Source organism: Bordetella sp. N (genome assembly GCF_001433395.1).
Lineage (GTDB): Bacteria > Pseudomonadota > Gammaproteobacteria > Burkholderiales > Burkholderiaceae_B > Bordetella_C.
Window position 1 is genome coordinate 6830749 of the sequence record NZ_CP013111.1, and the last position, 21470, is coordinate 6852218.

Sequence of the window (21470 nt, forward strand, 5' to 3'; positions counted from 1 at the left end):
CGTCGCAACGTTACAGTTTCGCGAAACAAGGGTTTCGGAGGCCTGAATGCGAGGCAAGACTATCGCGGCGACGTTGGCCGGCGTGGTGGTGGCAGGTATCGTGGCGCTGGGCGTAACGGCCTGGCGCGGCGGCATCGCGGAAATCGCGCCGCCGCCGGCATCCTCCTTCAATCGCGCCGCCATCGATCGCGGCCTGCGCGTGGCGGCGGCGGGCGACTGTATCTCCTGTCATACCGCGCGCGGCGGGCCGGTCTATGCCGGCGGCGCACCGTTGCGTACACCCTTCGGCACGCTCTACAGCAGCAACATCACGCCGGACCCCGACAGCGGCATCGGCCGCTGGTCCCTGCCGGCATTCGACCGCGCGCTGCGCACGGGTGTGTCGCGTGACGGCACCTTGCTTTATCCGGCATTTCCCTATCCCCACTTCACCCATCTGTCCGATCAGGACGTGCAGGACTTGTACGCCTACCTGATGACACGCACGCCGGTGGCGACCAAGCCGCCCGACAACGAGCTGGCGTTTCCCTATTCCATCCGGCCGCTGCTGGCGGCGTGGAATCTGCTGTACCTGCCGGACGGGCCGCTGCCCGTGGAGGCAGGCCGTAGCGAAGCGTGGTTGCGCGGGCGCTACCTGGTGGAAGGCGCGGGACACTGCGCGGCCTGTCATACGCCGCTCAATGCGCTGGGCGCGCCGGCCAGCGGGCGCGATTACGCCGGCGCGGTGATCGACGGTTGGGACGCGCCGGCCTTGAATGCGCTGACCCAAGGCGCGTCGCCCTGGACCGTGGACCAGTTGACCTCCTATCTGCGCACGGGTCTGGCCAGTGAGCATGGCGCGGCGGCCGGGCCCATGCGGGACGTGGTGCGGCAACTGGCCAACGTGCCCGAAGCCGATGTGCGATCCATGGCGGTCTATCTGCTGGACCTGCCCGGTGCCGGGCACGCTGCGTCCAAGGCCACGGCGGCCAAGGCTGACGGCCCGCAAGGACAGGGGGCGTCCGGCCAGGCCGTTGCCCCGCCGGCCCCGCCGGCTCAGGCGCAGCCCGCGTCGACGGCGCGACAGCAAACCACCCTGGGCGCGACGCTGTTCACTTCCACCTGTGCGGCCTGCCACGACCAGGGGGCGCCGATGATGCGCATCGGCGGCCGGCCGTCACTGGCGCAGAGCCGGGCCGCGACCGCCGACGATCCCCGCAACGCCATCAATCTTGTGCTGCATGGCATTCCTCAGGAAGGCAGCGCCGCCATGCCTTATATGCCGGCCTTCGGCGCCGTGCTGGACGATGCGCAGATCGCGCAGGTGCTGGATTACATGCGCGTCCAGGTCGCGCAGCGCGCGCCGTGGCCAGGTTTGCAAAACGCCGTCGCCGCCGTACGCAAGGAAACGGCCAGTGCCGCCGCGCCGGTGAAGGAGCAGGCACCCACGACACCGCCGCCCGCGACCTCCAAGGGCCAAGGCAAGACGCAGGGCAAGGAGGCTCATCAGCCATGATCACGTTGACCGTCAACGGCAAGGCGCACGAGCTGGATATCGATCCGGCCACGCCTCTGCTTTATGTATTGCGCAACCAGCTGGAACTCAACGGCGCCAAGTACGGCTGCGGCCTGGGCCAGTGCGGCGCGTGTACCGTCATCGTCGGCGATGCGCCGATGTTCTCCTGCCAAGTGCCGCTGGCCGCGGTCGGCGCGCGGCCGGTGCGCACGGTCGAGGGCCTGGGGACGCCCCAGCATCCCGGTCCGCTGCAGCAGTCCTTCATCGATCACCAAGCCGCGCAATGCGGGTATTGCATAGCCGGCATGATCATGCGCGCCCAGGCATTGCTGGAACGCAATGCTTCGCCCACGCGGGCCGAGGTGGTCGCGCACATGGAACCCAATCTGTGCCGTTGCGGCACGCATATGCGCATCGTTGCCGCGGTCGTCGACGCGGCCGAAGGCATGCGGGCGCAAGCCGGCGGCAAGCAACATCTGTCGTCGCTGCGGCCGGCCGAACTGGTCGAGCAGACGCCTACCGGCGCGGTCTCCCATACGCGGAAGAAACGGCCATGAAGCGGACGCTAAAGAGCATGGTCGGCACCGAACGAATCGACCTGGACCGCCGGCGCCTGCTGGCATCGAGCGCCATCACGGGCGCCATCACCGTCGGCTTTTCGCTGTTGCCGGCCGGCGCGCTGGCGCAGGCCGTGGGCCGGGCCAAAGGCAAGGCAGCCGCCGCGCCTGCCACGCCGTCACCCGCGCCCAGCGCCCCGGCCAAGCTGCCCGGCAGCCTCAACAGCACCCCGATGCTGGACGCCTGGATACGCCTGGAGTCGACCGGCCGGGTGACCGTCTGCACGGGCAAGGCCGAACTGGGCACCGGCGTGCGCACGGCCTTCATCCAGATCGCCGCGGAGCAGCTGGACCTGGCGCCGACGGCCATCACCTTGATCACCGCGGATACGGCGCGCACGCCCAATGAAGGCTACACGGCGGGCAGCCATTCCCTGGCCGACAGCGGCACCGCCATTCTCAACGCGGCGGCGCAGGTGCGCGAGCTGCTGTTGCAGGCGGCCGCCGTCCAGATGAACGTGGCGCGCGAGACCCTGCGCACGGAGAACGGCCAGGTGGTGACCGGCAGCGGCCGCAAGCTGGGCTACGGCGCCGTTGTCGATGGACTGGACCTGCACCGTACCGCGGCGCCCGTGTCGCCCTTGAAGGACCCGCGCCAGTTTCAGGTGATCGGCTCGTCGCTGCCGCGCGTCGATATTCCCGGCAAGGTGGCCGGCGGCGCCAGCTATGTGCAGGACATGCGCCTGCCCGGCATGCTGCACGCGCGCGTCGTGCGCCAGCCGTCCTATGGCGCGCGCCTGATCGCCTTGGACGACGCGGCGGTACGTGCCTTGCCTGGCGTCGTGACAGTGGTGCGCGACGGCAATTACCTGGCCGTGGTGGCGCGCGACGAATGGCAGGCCATCGTGGCGATGCGCGCCCTGGCCGCCGCCGCGCGCTGGGAGGAATCCGCCAGCCTGCCGCCGGCCAGCGATATCCATGCCTATCTGATGCGCCTGCCGGCGCGCGAGATCCTGGTGACGGACAAGCGCGACGGCCCCGCGCCGACGGGCCGCACCTTGACGGCCCGCTACACCAAGCCCTACCTGACCCACGGTTCGATCGGCCCCTCTTGCGCGCTGGCGCAATTCAGCGACGGTCACCTTACCGTGTGGACCCACACGCAGGGCGTCTTCCCCTTGCGCGGCGGCCTGGCCGAGATGCTGGGCCTGCCGCCCGAACAGGTGCGCTGCATCCATGTGGAAGGCGCGGGCTGCTACGGCCACAACGGCGCCGATGACGTGGCCGCCGACGCCGCCCTGATCGCGCGCGCCGTGCCGGGCCAGCCGGTGCGGGTGCAATGGATGCGCGAGCAGGAACATACGTGGGAGCCGTCCGGGCCGGCCATGGTCACGGACGTGACGGCGACCCTGGACACTGGCGGCCACATCGTCGATTGGGATTACCAGGTGTGGAGCAATTCACACAACCAGCGCATCGACAACGCCGGCCGCCTGATGCCGACGTGGGCCCTGGCGCAACCGTTCACGCCGGCACCGCCCAAGCCTATTCCCATGCCCGAAGGCGGCGGCGACCGCAACAGCATTCCGCTCTACGACCTGCCCAGGATGCGCGTGCGGCATCATTTCCTGCCCGATATGCCGCTGCGGGTGTCGGCGATGCGCTCGTTGGGCGCATACATGAACATCTTCACCACCGAAAGCTTCATGGACGAACTGGCGCAGGCGGCCGGGACCGATCCCGTGCAGTTTCGGCTGCGCCATTTGAAGGAGCCTCGGGCGCGGGCCGTGGTGGAGCTGGCGGCGCGGCAGTTCGGCTGGCCGGGCACCGACCCGTTGCCGCGCGCGCCGGGACATGGCGTGGGCTTCGCCTTCGCGCAGTACAAGAACCTGATGGCCTATATGGCCTTGGCGGTGGAACTGGAAGTGCAGCGGGAAAGCGGCGCGGTACGGGTGCATCGCGTGGTCGCGGCGGTGGATTGCGGCCAGATCGTCAATCCGGATGGCGTGCGCAACCAGGTCGAGGGCGGCATCCTGCAGTCCTTCAGCTGGACCCTGCATGAACAATTGCGCTTCGACCAGCGGCGCGTCACCAGCTACGACTGGAGCACCTATCCCATCCTGCGTTTTTCCGGGGTGCCGGCCAAGGTGGAGGTGCACCTGATCGATCAGCCGGGTCAGGCTTTCCTGGGCGCGGGCGAGGCCTCGCAGGGGCCGGCGTCGGCGGCGTTGGCCAACGCGCTGGCCGATACCCTGGGCCGGCGCATGCGGGATACGCCCTTGAATGCGGCACGGTTGCGGGAAGGGGCGGCGTAGGCGCCACGCTATGCAACCGGATCCCTGCAGGGATCCGGTTTCACGCAGCACGGCGTGTTGCGGCGTGTCGCGACTCAGTCCACGTGCAGGTTGCGGGCCTTGATGATGTCGCCGTAGCGGGCTCGTTCGCTGGCGGCGATCCTGGCCAGCTCGGCTGGCGTCGAGCCGTGGGCCACCGCGCCCTGCGCTTCAAGCTTCTTCTTCACATCGGCGCTGTCGGCCACGCGGCGGATGGCTTCGGACAGCTTGTCCACCACCGCGGGCGGGGTGCCGGCCGGGGCCAGCACTGCTGTCCATGACCCTGTCTGCGCCTTGTGCACGCCGGCTTCGTCCAGGGTGGGGACGTCGGGCATGGCGGGAGAGCGGGTCGGCCCGGTGACGGCCAGGGCGCGCAGCTTGCCGGCCTGCACATAGGTGACCGTTTCCAGGATGGATGCGAACAGCATGTCGACGCGGCCTGCCATCAGGTCAGTCATGGCCGGGCCGCCGCCCTTGTAGGGGACGTGCGTCAGCTGCGTGCCGGTGGCTTGCTGGAAGATTTCGCCGGCCAGGTGCGGCGCGCCGCCGGTGCCCGAGCTGGCGAAGGTGTGCTTGCCGGGGTCCTTGCGGATCAGTTCGACCAGTTCCTGCACGTTGCGGGCCGCCAGTTGAGGCGAGACCACCAGGGCGAATGGCAGGTCCGAGAACATGGAGACGGGCGCGAAGGACGTGGCCGGATCGCTGTGCAGCTTGTACAGCCAGGGATTGACGGCCAGCATGCCGGAGTTGGCGAACAGCAGGGTGTAGCCGTCGTTGTTGGAGCGCGCCACCAGGTCGGCGGCGATCTGCCCGCCGGCGCCCGGGCGGTTGTCGACCACCACGGACGCGCCGTTCAGTTGGGGGCCTAATGCCGCGGCCAGCAGGCGGGCGGAGATATCCGTCCCGCCGCCTGGTGAGAATGGCACCAGCAGGCTGATCGGCCGCGCCGGGTAGGCATCCGCCGCCAACGCGGTGAGCGGATGCAGCCCCGCGGCCAGCACCGGCGCCGTCAGCGCCGCGCCCATCAGGCGCCTGCGCCCTTTATCGATTGTCTCCATCGTCTCGCACCTTTATTTGAATAATTTAGGTATTGATTGGTCTGGAACGAAGGGGCTGCGCCCCTTCACCCCGATCCGGTGTGGGATGGGGGGCTGTGCCCCTTCACCCCGATTCCCGGGGAACAGGCGCCGCTCCTTTGCTCCAGCCCCAGCGGGGGGAAGGGGGGGCTCCCCCCTTCACTTCCAGGCGGGGAACCCGCATCCCGCCCCGCCGCGGGGGTGAAGGGGGCGGAGCCCCCTTTTCCTCCGAACCCAGTATAGGAACGAATCGACAGCCCTCCCTCATCCAGCTATAAATAGCAAAGATCAATACAAAAATTAAATCGATGGGAGACAAAACGTGGAGCTGAGACAGCTGGAGTGCTTCGTGGCCGTCGCGGAAGAACTGCACTTCGGCCGCGCCGCCACCCGCCTCCGCATGACCCAGCCCCCCCTCAGCCGCCAGGTGCAAATGCTGGAACGCGACCTGGGTGTCAGCCTGTTCGAACGCAGCAGCCGGGTCGTCACCCTGACCGCCGCCGGCCGCAGCTTCCTGCGTGACGCCCGCCACCTGCTGGAGTTCTCCACCCACGCCGCCCTGCAGGCCCGCCGCACGGCCACCGGCGCGGCCGGCCACGTCACCCTGGGCTTCACCGCCGTGGCGGCCTACCGCCTGATGCCGGCCATCGTCACCCAGGCCCGTCGTGAGCTCCCCGACGTCGACATCCAATTACGGGAGATGGTCTCCAGCGACCTGGGCCGCCACCTGGTGGCCGGCGAACTGGACCTGGTGCTGGTCCGCCACCTGCCCCGGCCGGAAGGCCTGGGCCACCGCCTGCTCGAACGCGAGCCCCTGATGCTGGCGGTGCCGCGCGGCTGGCCCCTGGCCAGGCTCAAGAGCGTCTCCTTGCAAGCACTCGACGGCCAGCCCTTCATCTCCTACTCACCCAACGAAGGCAAGTACTTCCATGAACGCATCGCCGCCGCGCTCGGCCAGGCCGGCGTGCGCCCGGACGTGGTCCAGCACGCCAGCCAGACGCATACCTTGCTGGCCTTGGTCCGCGCCGGCCTGGGCATGGGCATCGTGCCGGCATCCGCCCGCGAACTGCAAATGGACGGCGTCCATTTCACCGCCATCGCGGACTGCACGTTGCGCGCCGACATGTACCTGGCCTGGCGCACTCCCCAGGACAATCCAGCGGTGCTGGCCCTGCTGGATTGCATCGCCCGCATGCCCGCGCCGGAGCCGGCCAGTCACTCGACGTCCGCGTCGTAACGCTTCAGCTCCGGTTCCAGGTTCACAGGCGCGCTGGACGACTGCGGCTCGGGCAGGGCGGTAGGAATGTAGCGCCCCTGGTTGCGGTTGGCCCGGACCAGATACTGTTCCGCCACGCGCTGGACGTCCGCCAGGGTCGCGTCGCGCACGCGGTCCCGTTCCAGGAAGATCAGCCGCCAGTCCCCATGCACGCTGGCCTTGGACAAGGCTTCCGTCAGCGCCCGCGGATCGGTCGACGTCCGGTTCCAGCTTTCCAGCCAACGCCGCCGCGCCAGGTTCAGTTCCTCCGGCGTAAAGGGATACTGGCGTATCGATTCCACGGTGCGGTTAAGGATGTGCTGCACGCTCTCGGTATCCATGGCGGGCCGGAGCGCGGCGCGGAATTCGATCAAGCCATAGTCGCGCCAGCCCAGCGCCATGCTGCTGATCAGCGCCGCCAGCCCCTGGCCCACCAGCTCGCCCTGCAGGCGGTTGGCGCCGCCCGTGGCAAGCATGTCGGCGGCCAGCAGCAACAAGGTGTGGTCACGGCTGGGCGTGGCGGGCACGTGGTACATCGTTGCCACCAGCGGATTGCCGCCCACCCGCCGCAGGGTCAGGGAGTGGCTGCCGTCCTGCAGCGGCTCGACGCCGTATTCCGTCGGCAGATTACGGCTTGGACGGGGCACCTTGCCCAGCGTGGCGACGATGGCGGCCAGCGTGCTGTCGACGTCGAACCTGCCGGCGATGGTCAACACGGCGTTGTCGGGTTGGTAATACTCGCGATAGTAGGCTTGCAGGTGGTCGATGCGGACATTGGCGAGATCCGCGCGCGTTCCCATCGGATCGTTGCCATAGCTGTGCCAATGGAAGGCGGCGCCGCGCATCTTCTGCCGCAACACCCGCTCGGGCGTGTTCTCCCGAGCCTCCAGCTCCTGGAACAAGTTCGGCAGCGTCGCGTCCACATCGGCGCGCGTCAAACCCGTATGGCGCATCGCGTCGGCATGCCACGCCAGATTCCAGGCCAGCTTGTCGGGCGCCGCCACGAAGGTGGCGACGTAATGGGTGCGATCCGCCGACGTGCTGGCCTTCACGCTCATGCCGCGGCGCTGGAATGCATCCGCGCTGTCCGGCTGCGTGATCGTCCCCTTGAGGACCAGGTGTTCCAGCAGGTGCGACAGGCCGCTCTGGCCCAGGTGCTCATTGCGCGAGCCCACCCGGTAGGTCATGTCGACGGCCGTGAGGACGCGCGCATCGTCGGGCGCCAGCAGCACGCGCAAGCCGTTGTCGAGCCGGTACTCGGTAACGCCTTCCGCCGCGATGATCCTGGTGTAGCCGTTCGGCGTACCGGCCGCGCCCGTCCCGCAACCCAGGCACCACAGGACAAGGAAAAGGGCGGGTCGGCGCGACAGGGCCGAAAGCACGGAACGCATAGGTGAAGATCCCACGGTTGTTGTAAGTAAGGGCGCGGCAGGTGTGTGGGCGGACCGGCGGCGAGCGTTCCCCTTTTTCGCTACTTTTTTTAATTAGATTAAAAAAGCCATGGGCCGCTCGCGCGGCCCATGGCTTGGTTGATGCGACTGGCGCAGGGGATAAGACCTACTTCTTGTCGTCCTTGCCCTTGTACTTGGCGAAGTCGCCCGCGTAGACGGTGGTGAACGCGGCCTGGTCGAAGTACTTGCGCGCGGCTTCGTTGACCTGCTCCAGGGTCAGCGCGCCGATCTTGCGGTCCATGTCCGCGACCCAGGTGAAGTCGCGGTTGCGCCGGATGTAGCGGATCCACGTATCCGCCACCACGCCGTCCTGCGAATAAGCCAGGCGGAAGTAGTTGTGCAGGGAGTTGACGCCGTCCTTCAGTTCCTCGGCGGTGAAGCCGTCCTTCAGCACCCGGGTGGTCTCGTCGTACAGCGCCTGCTGCAGGCGGTCGCGGTTCTGCGGCGCGTAGATGGCGCGCATGGTCCAGCTGCCTTGCGGCTCGAAGGACGATACGTCGAGGGTACTGCCCACGTCATAGGACAGGCCGTCCTTTTCGCGGATGCGGTCCCACAGGCGCGACGAACCGGACGAACCCAGCAGGTAGTTGGCCAGGAACAGCGCGGGGTAGTCCGACGCCGTGTCCTGCACCTTCAGGGGCAGCCAGGCGGCGAAGTAGGCGTTGGCCTTGTCCGGCGTCTCGATGGTGTAGTCCTTGGCCGGCACGGCGCGGTAGGGCGACGGGATGCGCGTGTAGGGCGCGCCGCGCTGCCAGCCCGCCAGGCTCTTCTTCAGCGCTGCCTGCACGGCATCGGCATCGAAGTCGCCAACCGCGGAGAACGCGATGGTGCCGGTGCCGTAGAACTTCTTGTGGAAGCGCACCAGCAGGTCGCGGTTCAGGCCGCGCACCGACGCCAGCGACTCGTCGAAGGTCGGCACGTAGCGGATGTCGTCCTTGGGCCACGGATTGTCATGGCGCGCCAGGGTGCGCAGCGCGAGCGAGCGCGGTTCGGTCAGGGCATTCTGGATGGCGGTGGTGACCTGGGTCTTATATTCCTCGACCTGATCCTTGGGGAAGTTGGCGCCGCGGACGACTTCCAGCGCCAGGCTGACCGCCGCCGGCAGGTTTTCCCGCGTGGTGGAGATCACGACCGACAGATTGGTGCCCGAGCCGCTGAAACTGACGTCCGCCTTGAGCTGGTCGAAGCGGTCGTCGATGGCCTGGCGGCTGAGCTTGTCGGTACCGCGCGTGAGCAGGTCGGCCACTGCGTCCGCCACGGTGCGCTGGCCCTTCAGGGTCTGCTCATTGCCGAACTGCAGCAGCAGCTTGGCATGGACCCGGTGACCGCGCGTGGGCTTGGACAGCAGCGCCAGGTCGACCTTGCCGTTGGGCAGGTCCAAGGTGCGGCGCAAGGTCTGCTTGTTGATGTTGGCGGGCGACGCGTCGAAGGCGGCAGCCTGGGCGTTGGTGGTGTCGCCCTTGTAGTCCTTGAGGACATCGGTCAGATCGGCGCGCGTGGTGGCGGGCGCGCGCTCGGGGGCCGTGGTGGGAATGTAGCGGCCTTCGATGCGGTTGCTGCGCAGGAAATATTGCTCCGCGACGCGTTGGACGTCGGGCAGCTTGGCCGCGCGCACGCGGTCGCGTTCCAGGAAGAACAGACGCCAGTCGCCAGACGCGATGGCTTCGGACAAGGCCACGCCGATGCGTTCGGGGTCGGAGTAGGTGCGATCCCAATCGATCAGCCAGCGGCTGCGGGCGCGGTCCAGTTCGGCCTGCGTGAAGGGCTTCTGCTTGATCGACTCCAGGGTCGTGGTCAGCGTCTTCATGGCCACGTCCTGGTTCATGGACGGCTCCAGCTGGGCGCCGAACATGGCGATGCCGGGATCGAGCTGGTCCATGGTGAAGCCGAAGGTGCCGGCGGCCAGCTTGCGCGCGACCAGGTCATGGTACAGGCGGCCGGACGGCTCGGAAGACAGGATGGTGCTGGCCAGGTCCAGCGGCGCGAAGTCCGGGTTGCCGGCGGCGGGGATGTGATACATCGCGGCCACCAGGGGCGTGCCGCCGACGCGGCGCAGGGTGACGGAACGCTCGCCGTCCTGCACGGGTTCGACAGTGTATTCGCGGCGCAGCGTGCGCGTGGGCTTGGGCAGCTTGCCCAGGGTTTCGCTGATGGCCTGCAGCGTGCTGGCGGGGTCGAACTTGCCGGCCACGATCAGTACCGCGTTATCGGGCTGGTAATACTGGTGATAGAAGGCGCGCAGTTGCTCGATATCGACGTTCTCCACGTCGGAGCGGGCGCCGATGGTCACCTTGCCGTAGCTGTGCCACTGGTAGGCGACGCCTTGCATCTTCTGCATGAGGATGTTGAAGGGCGAGTTCTCGCCCCGTTCCATCTCGTTGCGCACCACCGGCATCTCGGTGTCCAGGTCGGCGCGGGCGATCAGCGAGTTGACCATGGCATCGGCCTGCCAGCCCAGGTACCACTTGAGGGTGTCGGGGTTGGCGGCGAAGCTGGCGAAATAGTTGGTGCGGTCCGACGACGTGCTGCCGTTGGCCTGCAGGCCGCGGCGATTGAACTCGCCCAAGGCATTGCGCGTGGTGGGCGTGCCCTTGAACAGCATGTGTTCCAGCAGGTGGGCCATGCCGGTTTCGCCGTAGTTTTCCATCCGCGAGCCCACCAGATAGGTCATGTTGACCGTGGTGGTGGGCTTGGAATCGTCCGGCGCCAGCAGCACGCGCAAACCGTTGCCCAGGCGGAATTCGGAAATTCCCTCGACCGAGCTGGTCTCAGTGACGCCATCCGGTACGGTGGCCGCGCCGGCCTGGAAAGCGATGAAGGAAGAGAAAAGCAGGGCTTTCAACTGGCGCGACAGTGAGGGAAGGTAAAGGCGCATGAATCTTTTAATCCCGCGGAGTGGACGAAGTTGTTGGAGTGTATACGTGGGGTGAAGTTCAGCCCGGCAATCCTGTAACAAATTTTTCCGTTGAGAAAGCGGTTTTTTATAGTGACGAGCACGCCTTCTCCGCGGCGCATTCGGGATGTAGTCCATTTGGCGGCAAAAAGCGGCTGATAGGGGGCTGAATGCGGGACGATCGCGCATCGGAATTGCGTGCTCCGCGCTACGGCCGCGCAGGGGGGCCGGCCTTGGCTTCGGCCAGGGGCCGGGAGTAATCTGGCGGTAACAGTAGCCGCGCGGACAAATTCAGGCCTCCAGGTCAATTCGTCGCGCGGTTCGCCCCACGCCGGCTCAGCGCGCGGAGCGACACAGCAGCCAATCGCATCGCTACAACCATTCCTCCCGCCTCTATGAAGGGTCGGCGTTCGTTTCATTTCGCGGCAGCGGCCGCGACCTGGGACGGGAGGCTTGAACGTGCCGCATGCGGCCGGCGGGGGCCGGCCATGGAGGAAGCATCATGCTGACCGATATCGTGACTCGTGCCCTGTCGCATCTGGCGGGCAGCGAGCTGCCCAATGAACGGCTAAAGGGTACCTTTCGCTATGCCTATGCCAGCGATGACGGCAAGTACGTCGCCATCCTGACCCATGATCAAACCACCTATGTCGTCGATCTGACCGAGGCGCGCTATTGCGCCGAGGGCAGCGGCGTCCCTTGCGGGTTTTCGGGCCACGTCCTGGAGATGGAAGGGGAGGCCAAAACCCCGCGAGCGCGGCCCGCTTATGCCAGAGTGTTCGATCTGGACATGGACGGTGACGAGATTGATTGGCGACAATGTCCGGAATCTTTCGGACGATTCCGTTCCGGCCGGGTATATTCCTAGGTCGGGCCGTCGCGGGTGTGCCGTCGGCGGCTGAATGAACGCCTCCTGGGAATTCGAGAAGTGCTGAAGAAGACGCCGGCGCCGCGCGCCATGACTGGAAATATCCTCTCCATCTTGCTGGGCTGTGGGCTTGGTCTGAATGCGCTCGTCGCGCAGGCTCAGGCGCCCACGGCGAACCAGCCCGCGCAAAACCCGCCGGCGCAAACCCAACCCGCGCAAGACAGCGCTCCTGCCAAGGACGCCACGCCTGCCAAGGACGCCGCCCCCGCCAAGGAGGCGGCTCCCGCCAAGGCGCCGGCCAAGGAAGCACCCAAGCCGGCGGCCAAGGAAGCGCCGAAGGAAGCGGCCAAGCCCGCGGCGAAGGAAGCGCCGAAGGATGCCGCCAAGGAAGCGCCCAAGGACGCTGCCAAGGAGGCACCGAAGGACGCGGCCAAGGACGCAACGAAGGACGCTCCCAAGGAAGCGGCCAAGCCCGCCGATAAGGATGCGGCCAAAGAACCCGCCAAGGAAGGCGACAAGCCCGCCGCGGCCGCCGATGCTTCCAAGAACGTGACGCGCGGCCCGGTCGTGGTCGACGTGTTCCCGCCGGCCAAGGGCGCGCAGCAGCCCCAGTTCTCGGTGGGCGAGGACAGCACCCGCCTGGATGGCCGCCAGCTGGCCATGGCGCTGGGCACGGTCGCCAAGGACAAGGCGCGTGGCCCCATGACGCCGGTGGCGGTGCTGGTGGACGCCAGCATGAGCCTGGCCGAACTGAACAGCATCGTCACGCTGGCCAATCAGGCCGGCATGAAGCAGATCCGCTTCTTCGTCGCGGACAGCGAACGCACCATGGTCACCGAAGTGGTGCCGCAGGCCGGTACGGCCTTTCCGCGCGGCCGCCTGGAATCCGAAGTGATGGCGGCGCCCAAGGAACCGGACTGAGCTTCGCATGATCGCGGTTGATTGCACCTATGAGCGCCACGCCGGCGCCATCCTGGCGATCTTCAATCACGCCATCCTCACCTCCACCGCGCTGTATGACTACCAGGCTCGCACCGACGCGTCGATGCAGGCCTGGTTCGACGCCAAGCGCAAGGGTAACTATCCGGTGGTCGGCTTCGAGGACGAGAACGGCGTGCTGATGGGTTTCGCCAGCTACGGGCCGTTCCGGCCTTTCCCTGCCTTCAAATATTCGGTGGAACACTCGGTCTACGTCGACCAGCGTTTCCGCGGCCAGGGCCTGGGCGAGGCCCTGCTGCGCGCCATCGTGGAGCGGGCGCGCCAGCAGGACTATCACGTCGTGGTGGGCGCCATCGATGCTTCCAACACGGTCAGCTGCGCCTTGCACGAAAAGCTGGGCTTCAAGCGGGCCGGCGAGATCCCGCAGGCGGGCTTCAAGTTCGGCCGCTGGCTGGACCTGGTTTTCTACCAGCTGCGTCTGGAAACGCCCGGCCAGCCCGTCGACGGCTGAGCCCTATTTCGACAGCATCCGCATGGCCTGCTCAAGGCCGGCCACGGTCACCGGGTACATACGGTCGTGCATGATGTCGCGCAGCAGCGCGATGGACTGCCGGTAAGTCCAGGACGCCGTGGGCTCGGGATTGAGCCACGCCGCTTTCGGCCACGCGTCCAGCAAGCGCTGCATCCACACCGCGCCGGCTTCCTTGTTGGCGTATTCCACCGATCCGCCGGGCTGCAGGATCTCGTAGGGACTCATGGTGGCGTCGCCGACGATGATCAGGCGCCAATCCGCGTTGTACTTGCGCAGGATGTCCCACGTATCGAAGCGTTCATTGCTGCGTCGGCGCGCGCTCTGCCACAGGCTGTCGTAGGGGCAGTTGTGGAAGTAGTAGACATCCAGATTACGGAACTCGCTGCGCGCCGCCGAGAACAGCTCCTCGACCCGCGCGATGTGGTCGTCCATGCTGCCCCCCACGTCCAGCAGCATCAGCACCTTGACGGTGTTGTGGCGCTCGGGCACCAGCCGTATGTCCAGATGCCCGGCGTTGCGCGCGGTGCTGGCGATGGTGTCGTCCAGGTCCAGTTCCAGGTCCGCGCCCTGCCGCGCGAAGCGGCGCAAGCGGCGCAGCGCCACCTTGAAATTGCGCGTGCCCAGTTCCAGCCGGTCGTCGTAGTCGCGGAACTGGCGCATGTCCCAGACCTTGACGGCGGTGCGATTGCCGGCCGATTCCCCGCCCACGCGGATGCCTTCCGGGTGATAGCCGCCGTTACCGAAGGCCGACGTGCCGCCGGTGCCTATCCAGCGATTGCCGCCGGCGTGGCGGCCTTTCTGTTCTTCCAGCCGTTCCCGGAACAACTCCATCAGCTTGTCCCAGCCGTGTTTCTCGATGGCGGCTTTCTGCTCGGGTGTCAGCGAGCGTTCGAACTGCTTGATCAGCCAGTCCAGGGGGATTTCCTTGCCGGCCGGCAGGGCCGCCTCGATGCCCTTGTAGTAGGCGCCGAAAGCCTGGTCGTAGCGGTCGTAGAGCGTTTCGTCCTTGACCAGCGCGGTGCGCGCCAGGAAGTAGAAATCCTCCAGCGTGGGCGCCATCACGTCGTGGCGCAGGGCGTTCAGCAGGGTCAGGTATTCCTGCACCGACACGGGCAGCTTGTGCGCCCGCAGATGATAGAAGAAGTCGGTCAGCATGGCGCCGCCCGTCAGCGCCGCGTGCCGGTGCGCGTCATCGCCGCCAGACGCTCCAGCAGCTGCATGTCCTGCTCGTTTTTCAGCAGGGCGCCGGCCATCAGCGGCACCGCGGTGGCGGCATGAGCCTCGATCTCGCCCGCCGGCACGTCCTCGGCCAGCAGCAGCCGCAGCCAGTCGAGCAGTTCCGACGTCGACGGCTTCTTCTTCAGCCCCGGCGCCTCGCGCAAGGAAAAGAACGTGTCCAGGGCAGCGCGCAGGACGTCCTGCTTGAGTTCGGGATAGTGCACCGCCACGATGTCGCGCATGGTGTCGCGGTCCGGGAAGCGGATGTAGTGAAAGAAGCAGCGGCGCAGGAAAGCGTCCGGCAGGTCTTTCTCGTTGTTCGAGGTGATGATCACCAGCGGCCGGTGGCGCGCGCGTATGGTCTGGCGGGTCTCGTACACATGGAATTCCATGCGGTCGAGTTCGCGCAGCAGGTCATTGGGGAACTCGATGTCCGCCTTGTCGATTTCGTCGATCAGCAGCACCACCGGCTCGTCGGCTTCGAAGGCCTGCCACAACACGCCTTCGACGATGTAGTTGCGGATGTCCCGCACTTTCTCGTCGCCCAGTTGCGAGTCGCGCAGACGCGACACGGCATCGTATTCGTATAAACCCTGGTGCGCCTTGGTGGTGGATTTGATGTGCCACTGCAGCAGGGGCCGGCCTAGCGCGGCCGCCACTTCTTCGGCCAGCATGGTCTTGCCGGTACCCGGTTCGCCCTTGATCAGGAGCGGTCGTTGCAGGGTCAGCGCGGCGTTGACGGCAAGTTTGAGGTCATCGGTGGCTACGTAGCGTTCAGTACCGTCGAAGCGGGCGGCGGGAGCGGCGGGTTGTGCTGCGGACATAAAACTAAAGCCTCCACGGGCAGGGCACGGGGCGTCGCCCATGCGTGGTCGATCGGGCAATTATCGTACAATCGCTGGGATTTTGCGTCCGGCTGGAGGGCTGGCGTGAAGTCCTCGCAGATGTACCAACAGTAGTTCCGCAAACAGAACAGCCGAGACAAGAGCCCCCATGAAGTTGCGAACGAATGTATTGCGTACGGTTGCAGTGATGGCCATGACGGCATCCTGTGCGATCCCGGGCCTGGCCCAGGCTGCCGATGGCGCCGCGGCTCCCGCCGCTGTCGCCGCCGCGCCGGCCGCGGCCGCCAACACCCCCATTGCGCCCAATGCGCAGGCGGCGCGTGACAAGATTTCGATGTGCATCGGCTGTCACGCCATCCCGGGATACAAAGCCAGTTTCCCCGAGCTTTATCACGTGCCGATGATCGCTGGGCAGAATGCCAAGTACATCGAAGCCGCTCTGAATGGCTACAAGAGCGGCGCGCGCAGTCATCCGACCATGGATGCCGTCGCGGCCAGCCTGTCCGACCAGGACATCGCCGACGTGGCTGCGTATTACGCCAATCTCAAGTAAACGGGGGCATCCATGAATCGCTATTTCCTCGCTTGCGCGGGAGCCGCGCTGCTCGTCTCTTCCGGCGTGGCGCGCGCCGCGGACCTGGAGGCTGGCCGCGCCGTATTCCAGAAATTCAATTGCGCGTCCTGCCACGGCGCGGACGCGAAGACGTCGGTCGATCCCGCGTATCCGGTGCTGGCGGGCCAGCATCCGGATTATCTGAAGCATGCGCTCAAGGCCTACCAGCGTGGCCAGTCGGGCGCGGCGGCTTCCGCCAATATCCGCAAAAATCCGGTGATGGGCGCCTTCGCGGTGCAGTTGTCGCCCGACGATATCGACAACGTGACGGCCTGGCTGGCGACCCTGCCCAGCGACCTGGGCGTGCGCAAGTAAGCCGGCTGTCGGCGCGGCCTGGCTCTCAGCGCTCGGCGCGCTGGCGGATCAGGTCGATATAGGTATCGCTGTCCAGCGGCTTGCCCAGCCGCTGGGCTTCCCAGACCACCTGGCCCAGGCACTCCATGATTTCATGCGCGGCATGATGCGCGTCGCTGCGCGCCGTCAGGCGCTGGTAAGCGGCGCGGATGCCGGGCGGGTGGTCGATCGACAATTGCTCGGCGATCGCCAGGTGCATGGACAGGTGCAGGAAGGGATTGGTGCGGCCTTTCTCGACGGAATAATCCTTGGTCATGGCGGCTGGATCTTCCATGTCGCCGTGATATTCGGGATGCTCGATGAGCCAGTCCAGCGCCATCGATTCGAGGGGCGTAAGGACTTCCAAAGCCCGGTGCTTGCGCCAGGTTTCGATGAAGAATTCGCGGACTTGATCGCGGGAGGGATTGAACATGCCGGGGAAAGTGTTGTGCGCTGCGACATGGCATTTTACCCCCGCCGCCTGGGGTCAAGCGCCGGCCGCGCGATATCGCGATATAGAATGAGCCTTGCCTCGACCGTAACCGCAGAGAGCCGTTGTCATGAGCTACCAGCATATTGTTGTTCCCAGCGTGGGTCAGAAGATCACCGCGAACGCCGACCAGACCCTCAACGTCCCGGACCAGCCCATCATTCCCTTCATCGAAGGCGATGGCGCGGGCGTGGACATCACGCCCGTCATGATCAAGGTGGTCGACGCGGCGGTGAGCAAAGCCTACGGCGGCAGCAAGCGCATCCACTGGATGGAAATCTATGCCGGTGAGAAGGCCCGCAAGCTGTATGGCGACGATACCTGGCTGCCGCGCGAGACCATCGAGGCCGTCAAGGAATACCTGGTCGCCATCAAGGGTCCGCTCACCACGCCCATCGGCGGCGGCTACCGTTCGCTGAACGTCACCTTGCGCCAGGAGCTCGACCTGTACGTCTGTCTGCGGCCGGTGCGCTATTTCAAGGGTGTGCCGTCGCCGCTGCGCGAACCGGAAAAGACCGACATGGTGGTGTTCCGCGAGAACTCGGAAGACATCTATGCCGGTATCGAATATCCCGCCGAATCGGGCCAGGCGCGTGCCCTGATCGACTTCCTGCGCACGCAGCTGGGCGCGACGTCCATCCGTTTCCCCGAAACCTCGGCCATCGGCATCAAGCCGGTGTCGCGCGAAGGCACCGAACGCCTGGTGCGCAAGGCGGTGCAATACGCCATCGACCACGACCGCTCGTCGGTGACCCTGGTGCACAAGGGCAACATCATGAAGTTCACGGAAGGCGGCTTCCGCGACTGGGGCTATGCCCTGGTGCGCAAGGAATTCGCCGGTGAGCAGATCGACGGCGGCCCCTGGTGCAAGGTGCGCAATCCCCGCACGGGGCGCGACATCATCGTCAAGGACGCGATCGCGGACGCCTTCATGCAGACCATCCTGCTGCGTCCGGGTGAGTGCGACGTGATCGCCTCGACCAACCTCAACGGCGACTACCTGTCGGACGCCCTGGCGGCCCAGGTCGGCGGCGTGGGGATCGCCCCGGGCGCCAATATGTCGGACTCGGTGGCCATGTTCGAAGCCACCCATGGCACGGCGCCCAAGTATGCGGGCAAGGACTACGTCAACCCGGGTTCGGAAATCCTGTCGGCGGAAATGATGCTGCGGCACATGGGTTGGACGGACGCCGCGGACCTGATCATCGCCAGCATGGAAAAGGCCATCCTGTCCAAGCAGGTGACCTATGACTTCGCCCGCCTGCTGCCCGGCGCCGCCCAGGTATCGTGCTCGGGCTTCGGCCAGGTGATGATAGGCAAGATGTAAGGCCCTGCAGGATCAGGTCATGGATGGCATGCCCGCCGGCTTGAGCGCCAGCGGCTTGCCATCCATGACCGGCGGCACGACCTGCCGGACGAGTTCCAGGAAGCGCCGCAGGCGGGCCGGGTAATAGCGCGCATACGGGTGCATCAGGTAGATCGGCAAAGGCGCGGCCTGCCATTCGGGCACCAGTTGGCGCAGCCGGCCGGCCTGGATGTCTTCCGTCGTCATCCAGGCGGATTCGACGCCGGCTCCCACCCCCAGCAATATGGCGCTGTGCAGCGCGTACAGATTGTCCGTGATCATGCGTGGCCGGATGGGCAGGCGGTATTCGGTCTGGTCGGCGATGTGCCGCAGCACGATTTCCTCGTGATAGAAGGTGCGTATCGCCAGCCATGGCAAACGTGCCAGATCGGCGGGATGCCTGGCCGCTTGCGCGGTCGCGGCCAGTTCCGGATTCGCCACGACGATGCGCGGTATTTCCGATACCCGGGTCGCCACCAGGTCCTCATTGCCCAGTTCGCCCACATGCAAGGCGCAATCGATGCCTTCCGCCATGAAATCCGGGCGGCGATCCTGCAGCAGCCACTCCACCGACACCTTGGGATAGCGCGCCAGATATTCGGCCAGCAGCGGCATCAGATGGCGCTGGCCGAAAGCGTGGGGCACCAGCACCCGCAGCGTGCCTTCGGGCTCGTCGGCGACCCCGCGCAGGTCTTCCTCCATGGCGCGCCAGTTGTCCAGCAGGTCGCGCGCGCGGGCATAGCAGCGTTCGCCGTCCTCGGTCAGCTTCATCACATGCGTCGTGCGCTGCAGCAGCTTCAGGCCAAGAAAGCGCTCCAGGGCCTGCAGGCGCCGGCTGATGGTAGGCTGGGTGGTGCCCAGGCGCTCGGCGGCAGCCGACAGGCTGCCGGTGTCGACGATGCGGATAAACGTCTGCATCAGTTCGATGCGGTCGACGCCAGGGGTGCTGTGCAATTCAGTCATACGTTCAGCGTATAGCGGATCTACGATTCCCGCTACTACCCGCCCGGGTCATTCGTGCGGAGAATGCGAACCGTCGAACATCAAACCGGAATTCCTTCCATGTCTTCCCTACCCATCACCCAGGCCGCGCCCGCTGGCGCGACTGTTTCCAACACCGCCGGTCCGCAGGCAGCCGCCTCGGCGTCGGCTCCGGGCGCGGCTGCGCAGGAAAGCCTGTCGGGCGGCTTGATCCTGCTGCTGGCCTTGGGCACCGGCGTCAGCGTGGCCTCGCTGTACTACAGCCAGCCCATGCTGGGCGTGCTCAGCGGCGCGATCCACGCCAGCGAGCGCCAGGTCGGCATGGTGCCGACCCTGACCCAGCTGGGCTATGCCCTGGGGCTGCTGCTGTTGGCGCCCTTGGGCGACCGCTACGATCGCCGCAACATCATCCTGATCAAGGGCGCGATCCTGGCGCTGTCCCTGCTGGCGGCCGGCCTGGCGCCTTCCCTCGGCTTTCTGTTGGCGGCCAGCCTGGCGGTAGGCTTGACGGCCACCATGGCGCAGGACCTGGTGCCCGCCGCGGCCACCTTGGCGCCCGTGCAGCACCGTGGCCGGGTGGTCGGCATCGTGATGACGGGCTTGCTGCTGGGCATACTGCTGTCCCGCGTGATCAGCGGCGTCGTGGCCGAGCAGTTCGGCTGGCGCGCCATGTATGTCGGCGCCGCCGTCGGCATCGCCGTGATCGGCGTGGCCTTGTGGCGCGGGCTGCCCCGTTTCGCGCCCACCACGTCGCTGTCCTACGGCGCGCTGATGGGTTCGCTGTTCAGCCTGTGGCGCCAGCATCCCGCGCTGCGTCGTGCCGCCGTGGCTCAAGGGCTGCTGTCCCTGGGTTTCAGCGCCTTCTGGTCGACCCTGGCGGTGATGTTGCACGAAGCCCCGTTCCACATGGGCAGCGCGGCGGCGGGTTCGTTCGGCCTGGCCGGCGCGGCCGGCGCGCTGGCCGCGCCCCTGGCGGGCCGTATCGCCGACCGCAATGGTCCGGAAAGCGTGACGCGGCTGGGCGCCGGCCTTGCGGCTCTCTCCTTCCTGGCCATGGCGTTCGCGCCGCTGCTGCCGGATACGCACAGCAAGATCATGCTGATCGTGGCCGCCGCGATCGGGTTCGACTTCGGCATCCAGGCCACCTTGGTGGCGCACCAGACCATTGTCTACGGCATCGATCCGGGCGCCCGCAGCCGCTTGAATGCACTGTTGTTCACCAGCGTCTTCGTGGGCATGTCCGTCGGCGCGGCGCTGGGCAGCCTGGCCTTGGCGCAATGGGGCTGGATGGGCGTGGTGGGCCTGACCACGCTGGCAGCCGTGGGGTCACTGCTGGTGCGCTTGACGGCACGCCGTCGGTGAGCGAACGCTGAGCAGCCGCGTCCGGCGCGGCAAAAGACTACGGCGACCCTGCGGGGGTCGCCGTTCTCGTCTGGGCGGACTACATTTCGGACGGAGGTGTGCTGGGCTGAGCCTCAGGCCGCTTCGTCCGTCGGTTTGTCCTGCAATTGCCTGATATGCGCCAGCGCTTCCAGCTTCAGGGCCGGGGGCAGGCTGTGATAAGCCATCAGCAGTTCGGCCATGTCGTCGTCCCGGGTGTAGAACCACGGAGCGGGGATGTCCAATGCCAACGCCAGTCTTTCGATAAGAAAGAAGCCCGGCGTGTGCTTGCCGCGCTCGTACTGGTTCATCCGCGAGCTGGCCGACATTTCATCCAGGCCGGCCAGTACGCCCAGCCGCTCCTGGGAAATCCCGGCGCGCAAGCGCGCTTCCTTGAGCCTTGTTGTCAGCATATGGCAACCCAGTGAAAGGGAAAACAAAGCTGAGGATGGTCGTAGATTTCTATTGACCACTCCCTAAGATTTTCGTAGTGCCAAAAGCATCAGCATTTGAAACAATGTTTCTCCGCGCGACATTGTCGACAAGTTAGGCTAAGGTATGCGCCTAACGCGGCAGCGAGCTAATTGCTGCTTATTCTGAACCTGCCGCGAAAACTGTCCATATGGGGAATACGTGTAGGCTTTTCGGCCTTAATTCTCGATATAGATGAGCAAATTGGCGCCTTTTTGACCTATCCCTGCTCGTTACGGAATCCTACAATAGGGTGTCCAAGCTGGGTAAAATCCCTGCAGCATGAGGGGCCAAGGTCGCGAGGTACGCAAATGCCGGCAAATTTGCGAGTACAGGTGAACCGTGAGTGTCGCGTCAAATCGACAGCTTTCTGCATCTTCCTCCATATGTGAACG

The 21470-nt window shown here is 66.3% G+C and carries 19 protein-coding genes; 11 read left to right on the top strand and 8 right to left on the bottom strand.

Translation table 11 applies throughout. The features are described 5' to 3' along the window. The first annotated feature begins 46 nt into the window (after positions 1 to 46). From ASB57_RS29450 to ASB57_RS29460, 3 genes are read left to right on the top strand one after another with little or no spacing between them, the layout of a single operon-like run. Entirely contained in the window at positions 47 to 1495 is a 1449-nt protein-coding gene (locus ASB57_RS29450; protein WP_082621932.1) for a cytochrome c, read from the top strand. Continuing rightward, on the top strand, positions 1492 to 2052 hold the full coding sequence (locus ASB57_RS29455; protein WP_082621933.1) for a (2Fe-2S)-binding protein: 561 nt from the start codon (positions 1492 to 1494) through the stop codon (positions 2050 to 2052). Before ASB57_RS29450 ends, ASB57_RS29455 begins: the two co-directional genes overlap by 4 nt. After that, positions 2049 to 4367: a molybdopterin cofactor-binding domain-containing protein gene (locus tag ASB57_RS29460; protein ID WP_369822769.1), complete on the top strand. Its 2319-nt coding sequence runs from the start codon at positions 2049 to 2051 to the stop codon at positions 4365 to 4367. Before ASB57_RS29455 ends, ASB57_RS29460 begins: the two co-directional genes overlap by 4 nt. 74 nt (positions 4368 to 4441) lie before the next feature. Here ASB57_RS29460 and ASB57_RS29465 read toward each other — a convergent pair whose 3' ends face one another. After that, positions 4442 to 5443: a tripartite tricarboxylate transporter substrate binding protein gene (locus ASB57_RS29465; protein ID WP_057655618.1), complete on the bottom strand. Its 1002-nt coding sequence runs from the start codon at positions 5441 to 5443 to the stop codon at positions 4442 to 4444. 340 nt (positions 5444 to 5783) lie between these two features. On the opposite strand from ASB57_RS29465, the gene ASB57_RS29470 reads away from it, so the two are divergent. Beyond that, entirely contained in the window at positions 5784 to 6698 is a 915-nt protein-coding gene (locus ASB57_RS29470) for a LysR family transcriptional regulator (protein ID WP_057655619.1), read from the top strand. Here the strand turns inward: ASB57_RS29470 and ASB57_RS29475 are convergent. Continuing rightward, positions 6677 to 8107: a pitrilysin family protein gene (locus ASB57_RS29475; protein ID WP_057655622.1), complete on the bottom strand. Its 1431-nt coding sequence runs from the start codon at positions 8105 to 8107 to the stop codon at positions 6677 to 6679. The two genes, ASB57_RS29470 and ASB57_RS29475, sit on opposite strands and share 22 nt — an antisense overlap. 166 nt (positions 8108 to 8273) lie before the next feature. After that, positions 8274 to 11042 carry a pitrilysin family protein gene (locus ASB57_RS29480; protein ID WP_057655624.1) on the bottom strand — a complete coding sequence of 923 codons (2769 nt, stop codon included), beginning with the start codon at positions 11040 to 11042 and terminating at the stop codon, positions 8274 to 8276. Between the two features lie 520 nt (positions 11043 to 11562). Between ASB57_RS29480 and ASB57_RS29485 the strand changes: the two genes are divergently transcribed. From ASB57_RS29485 to ASB57_RS29495, 3 genes are all read left to right on the top strand, one after another. After that, positions 11563 to 11928, top strand: coding sequence for a hypothetical protein (locus tag ASB57_RS29485; RefSeq protein WP_057655625.1), 366 nt, complete (start codon positions 11563 to 11565; stop codon positions 11926 to 11928). Positions 11929 to 12018: 90 nt separating this feature from the next. Then, positions 12019 to 12849, top strand: a complete 831-nt coding sequence (locus ASB57_RS31250; protein ID WP_156414316.1) for a hypothetical protein — start codon at positions 12019 to 12021, stop codon at positions 12847 to 12849. A gap of 7 nt (positions 12850 to 12856) precedes the next feature. After that, positions 12857 to 13378 carry a GNAT family N-acetyltransferase gene (locus tag ASB57_RS29495; protein WP_057655631.1) on the top strand — a complete coding sequence of 174 codons (522 nt, stop codon included), beginning with the start codon at positions 12857 to 12859 and terminating at the stop codon, positions 13376 to 13378. Between the two features lie 3 nt (positions 13379 to 13381). On the opposite strand, the gene ASB57_RS29500 is transcribed toward ASB57_RS29495, so the two are convergent. Both ASB57_RS29500 and ASB57_RS29505 read right to left on the bottom strand, forming a co-directional pair. Then, positions 13382 to 14554: a VWA domain-containing protein gene (locus ASB57_RS29500; RefSeq protein WP_057655633.1), complete on the bottom strand. Its 1173-nt coding sequence runs from the start codon at positions 14552 to 14554 to the stop codon at positions 13382 to 13384. A gap of 11 nt (positions 14555 to 14565) precedes the next feature. Continuing rightward, a complete protein-coding gene (locus ASB57_RS29505; RefSeq protein ID WP_057655634.1) occupies positions 14566 to 15441 on the bottom strand; it encodes a MoxR family ATPase in 876 nt (291 codons plus the stop codon). A gap of 169 nt (positions 15442 to 15610) precedes the next feature. Here ASB57_RS29505 and ASB57_RS29510 point away from each other — a divergent pair, with 169 nt between their 5' ends. Both ASB57_RS29510 and ASB57_RS29515 read left to right on the top strand, forming a co-directional pair. Beyond that, a complete protein-coding gene (locus tag ASB57_RS29510; RefSeq protein WP_057655636.1) occupies positions 15611 to 16015 on the top strand; it encodes a c-type cytochrome in 405 nt (134 codons plus the stop codon). Positions 16016 to 16027: 12 nt separating this feature from the next. Further along, positions 16028 to 16390, top strand: a complete 363-nt coding sequence (locus ASB57_RS29515) for a cytochrome c (protein ID WP_057655639.1) — start codon at positions 16028 to 16030, stop codon at positions 16388 to 16390. A 25-nt stretch (positions 16391 to 16415) separates the two neighbouring features. Here ASB57_RS29515 and ASB57_RS29520 read toward each other — a convergent pair whose 3' ends face one another. Next, positions 16416 to 16841 (bottom strand): DUF1841 family protein, encoded by a 426-nt coding sequence (locus ASB57_RS29520; RefSeq protein WP_057655640.1) that lies wholly within the window; start codon positions 16839 to 16841, stop codon positions 16416 to 16418. Between the two features lie 127 nt (positions 16842 to 16968). On the opposite strand from ASB57_RS29520, the gene icd reads away from it, so the two are divergent. Continuing rightward, positions 16969 to 18225 (top strand): NADP-dependent isocitrate dehydrogenase, encoded by a 1257-nt coding sequence (icd, locus tag ASB57_RS29525; RefSeq protein ID WP_057655642.1) that lies wholly within the window; start codon positions 16969 to 16971, stop codon positions 18223 to 18225. A gap of 12 nt (positions 18226 to 18237) precedes the next feature. On the opposite strand, the gene ASB57_RS29530 is transcribed toward icd, so the two are convergent. Beyond that, the gene (locus ASB57_RS29530) at positions 18238 to 19206 is read right to left on the bottom strand and encodes a LysR family transcriptional regulator (RefSeq protein WP_057655643.1); all 969 of its coding nucleotides are present in this window, start codon (positions 19204 to 19206) and stop codon (positions 18238 to 18240) included. A 99-nt stretch (positions 19207 to 19305) separates the two neighbouring features. Here ASB57_RS29530 and ASB57_RS29535 point away from each other — a divergent pair, with 99 nt between their 5' ends. Continuing rightward, the gene (locus ASB57_RS29535; protein WP_057655645.1) at positions 19306 to 20586 is read left to right on the top strand and encodes an MFS transporter; all 1281 of its coding nucleotides are present in this window, start codon (positions 19306 to 19308) and stop codon (positions 20584 to 20586) included. Between the two features lie 113 nt (positions 20587 to 20699). Here the strand turns inward: ASB57_RS29535 and ASB57_RS29540 are convergent, their stop codons facing one another. After that, positions 20700 to 21017 carry a helix-turn-helix domain-containing protein gene (locus ASB57_RS29540; RefSeq protein ID WP_057655647.1) on the bottom strand — a complete coding sequence of 106 codons (318 nt, stop codon included), beginning with the start codon at positions 21015 to 21017 and terminating at the stop codon, positions 20700 to 20702. Between the last annotated feature and the right edge of the window lie 453 nt (positions 21018 to 21470).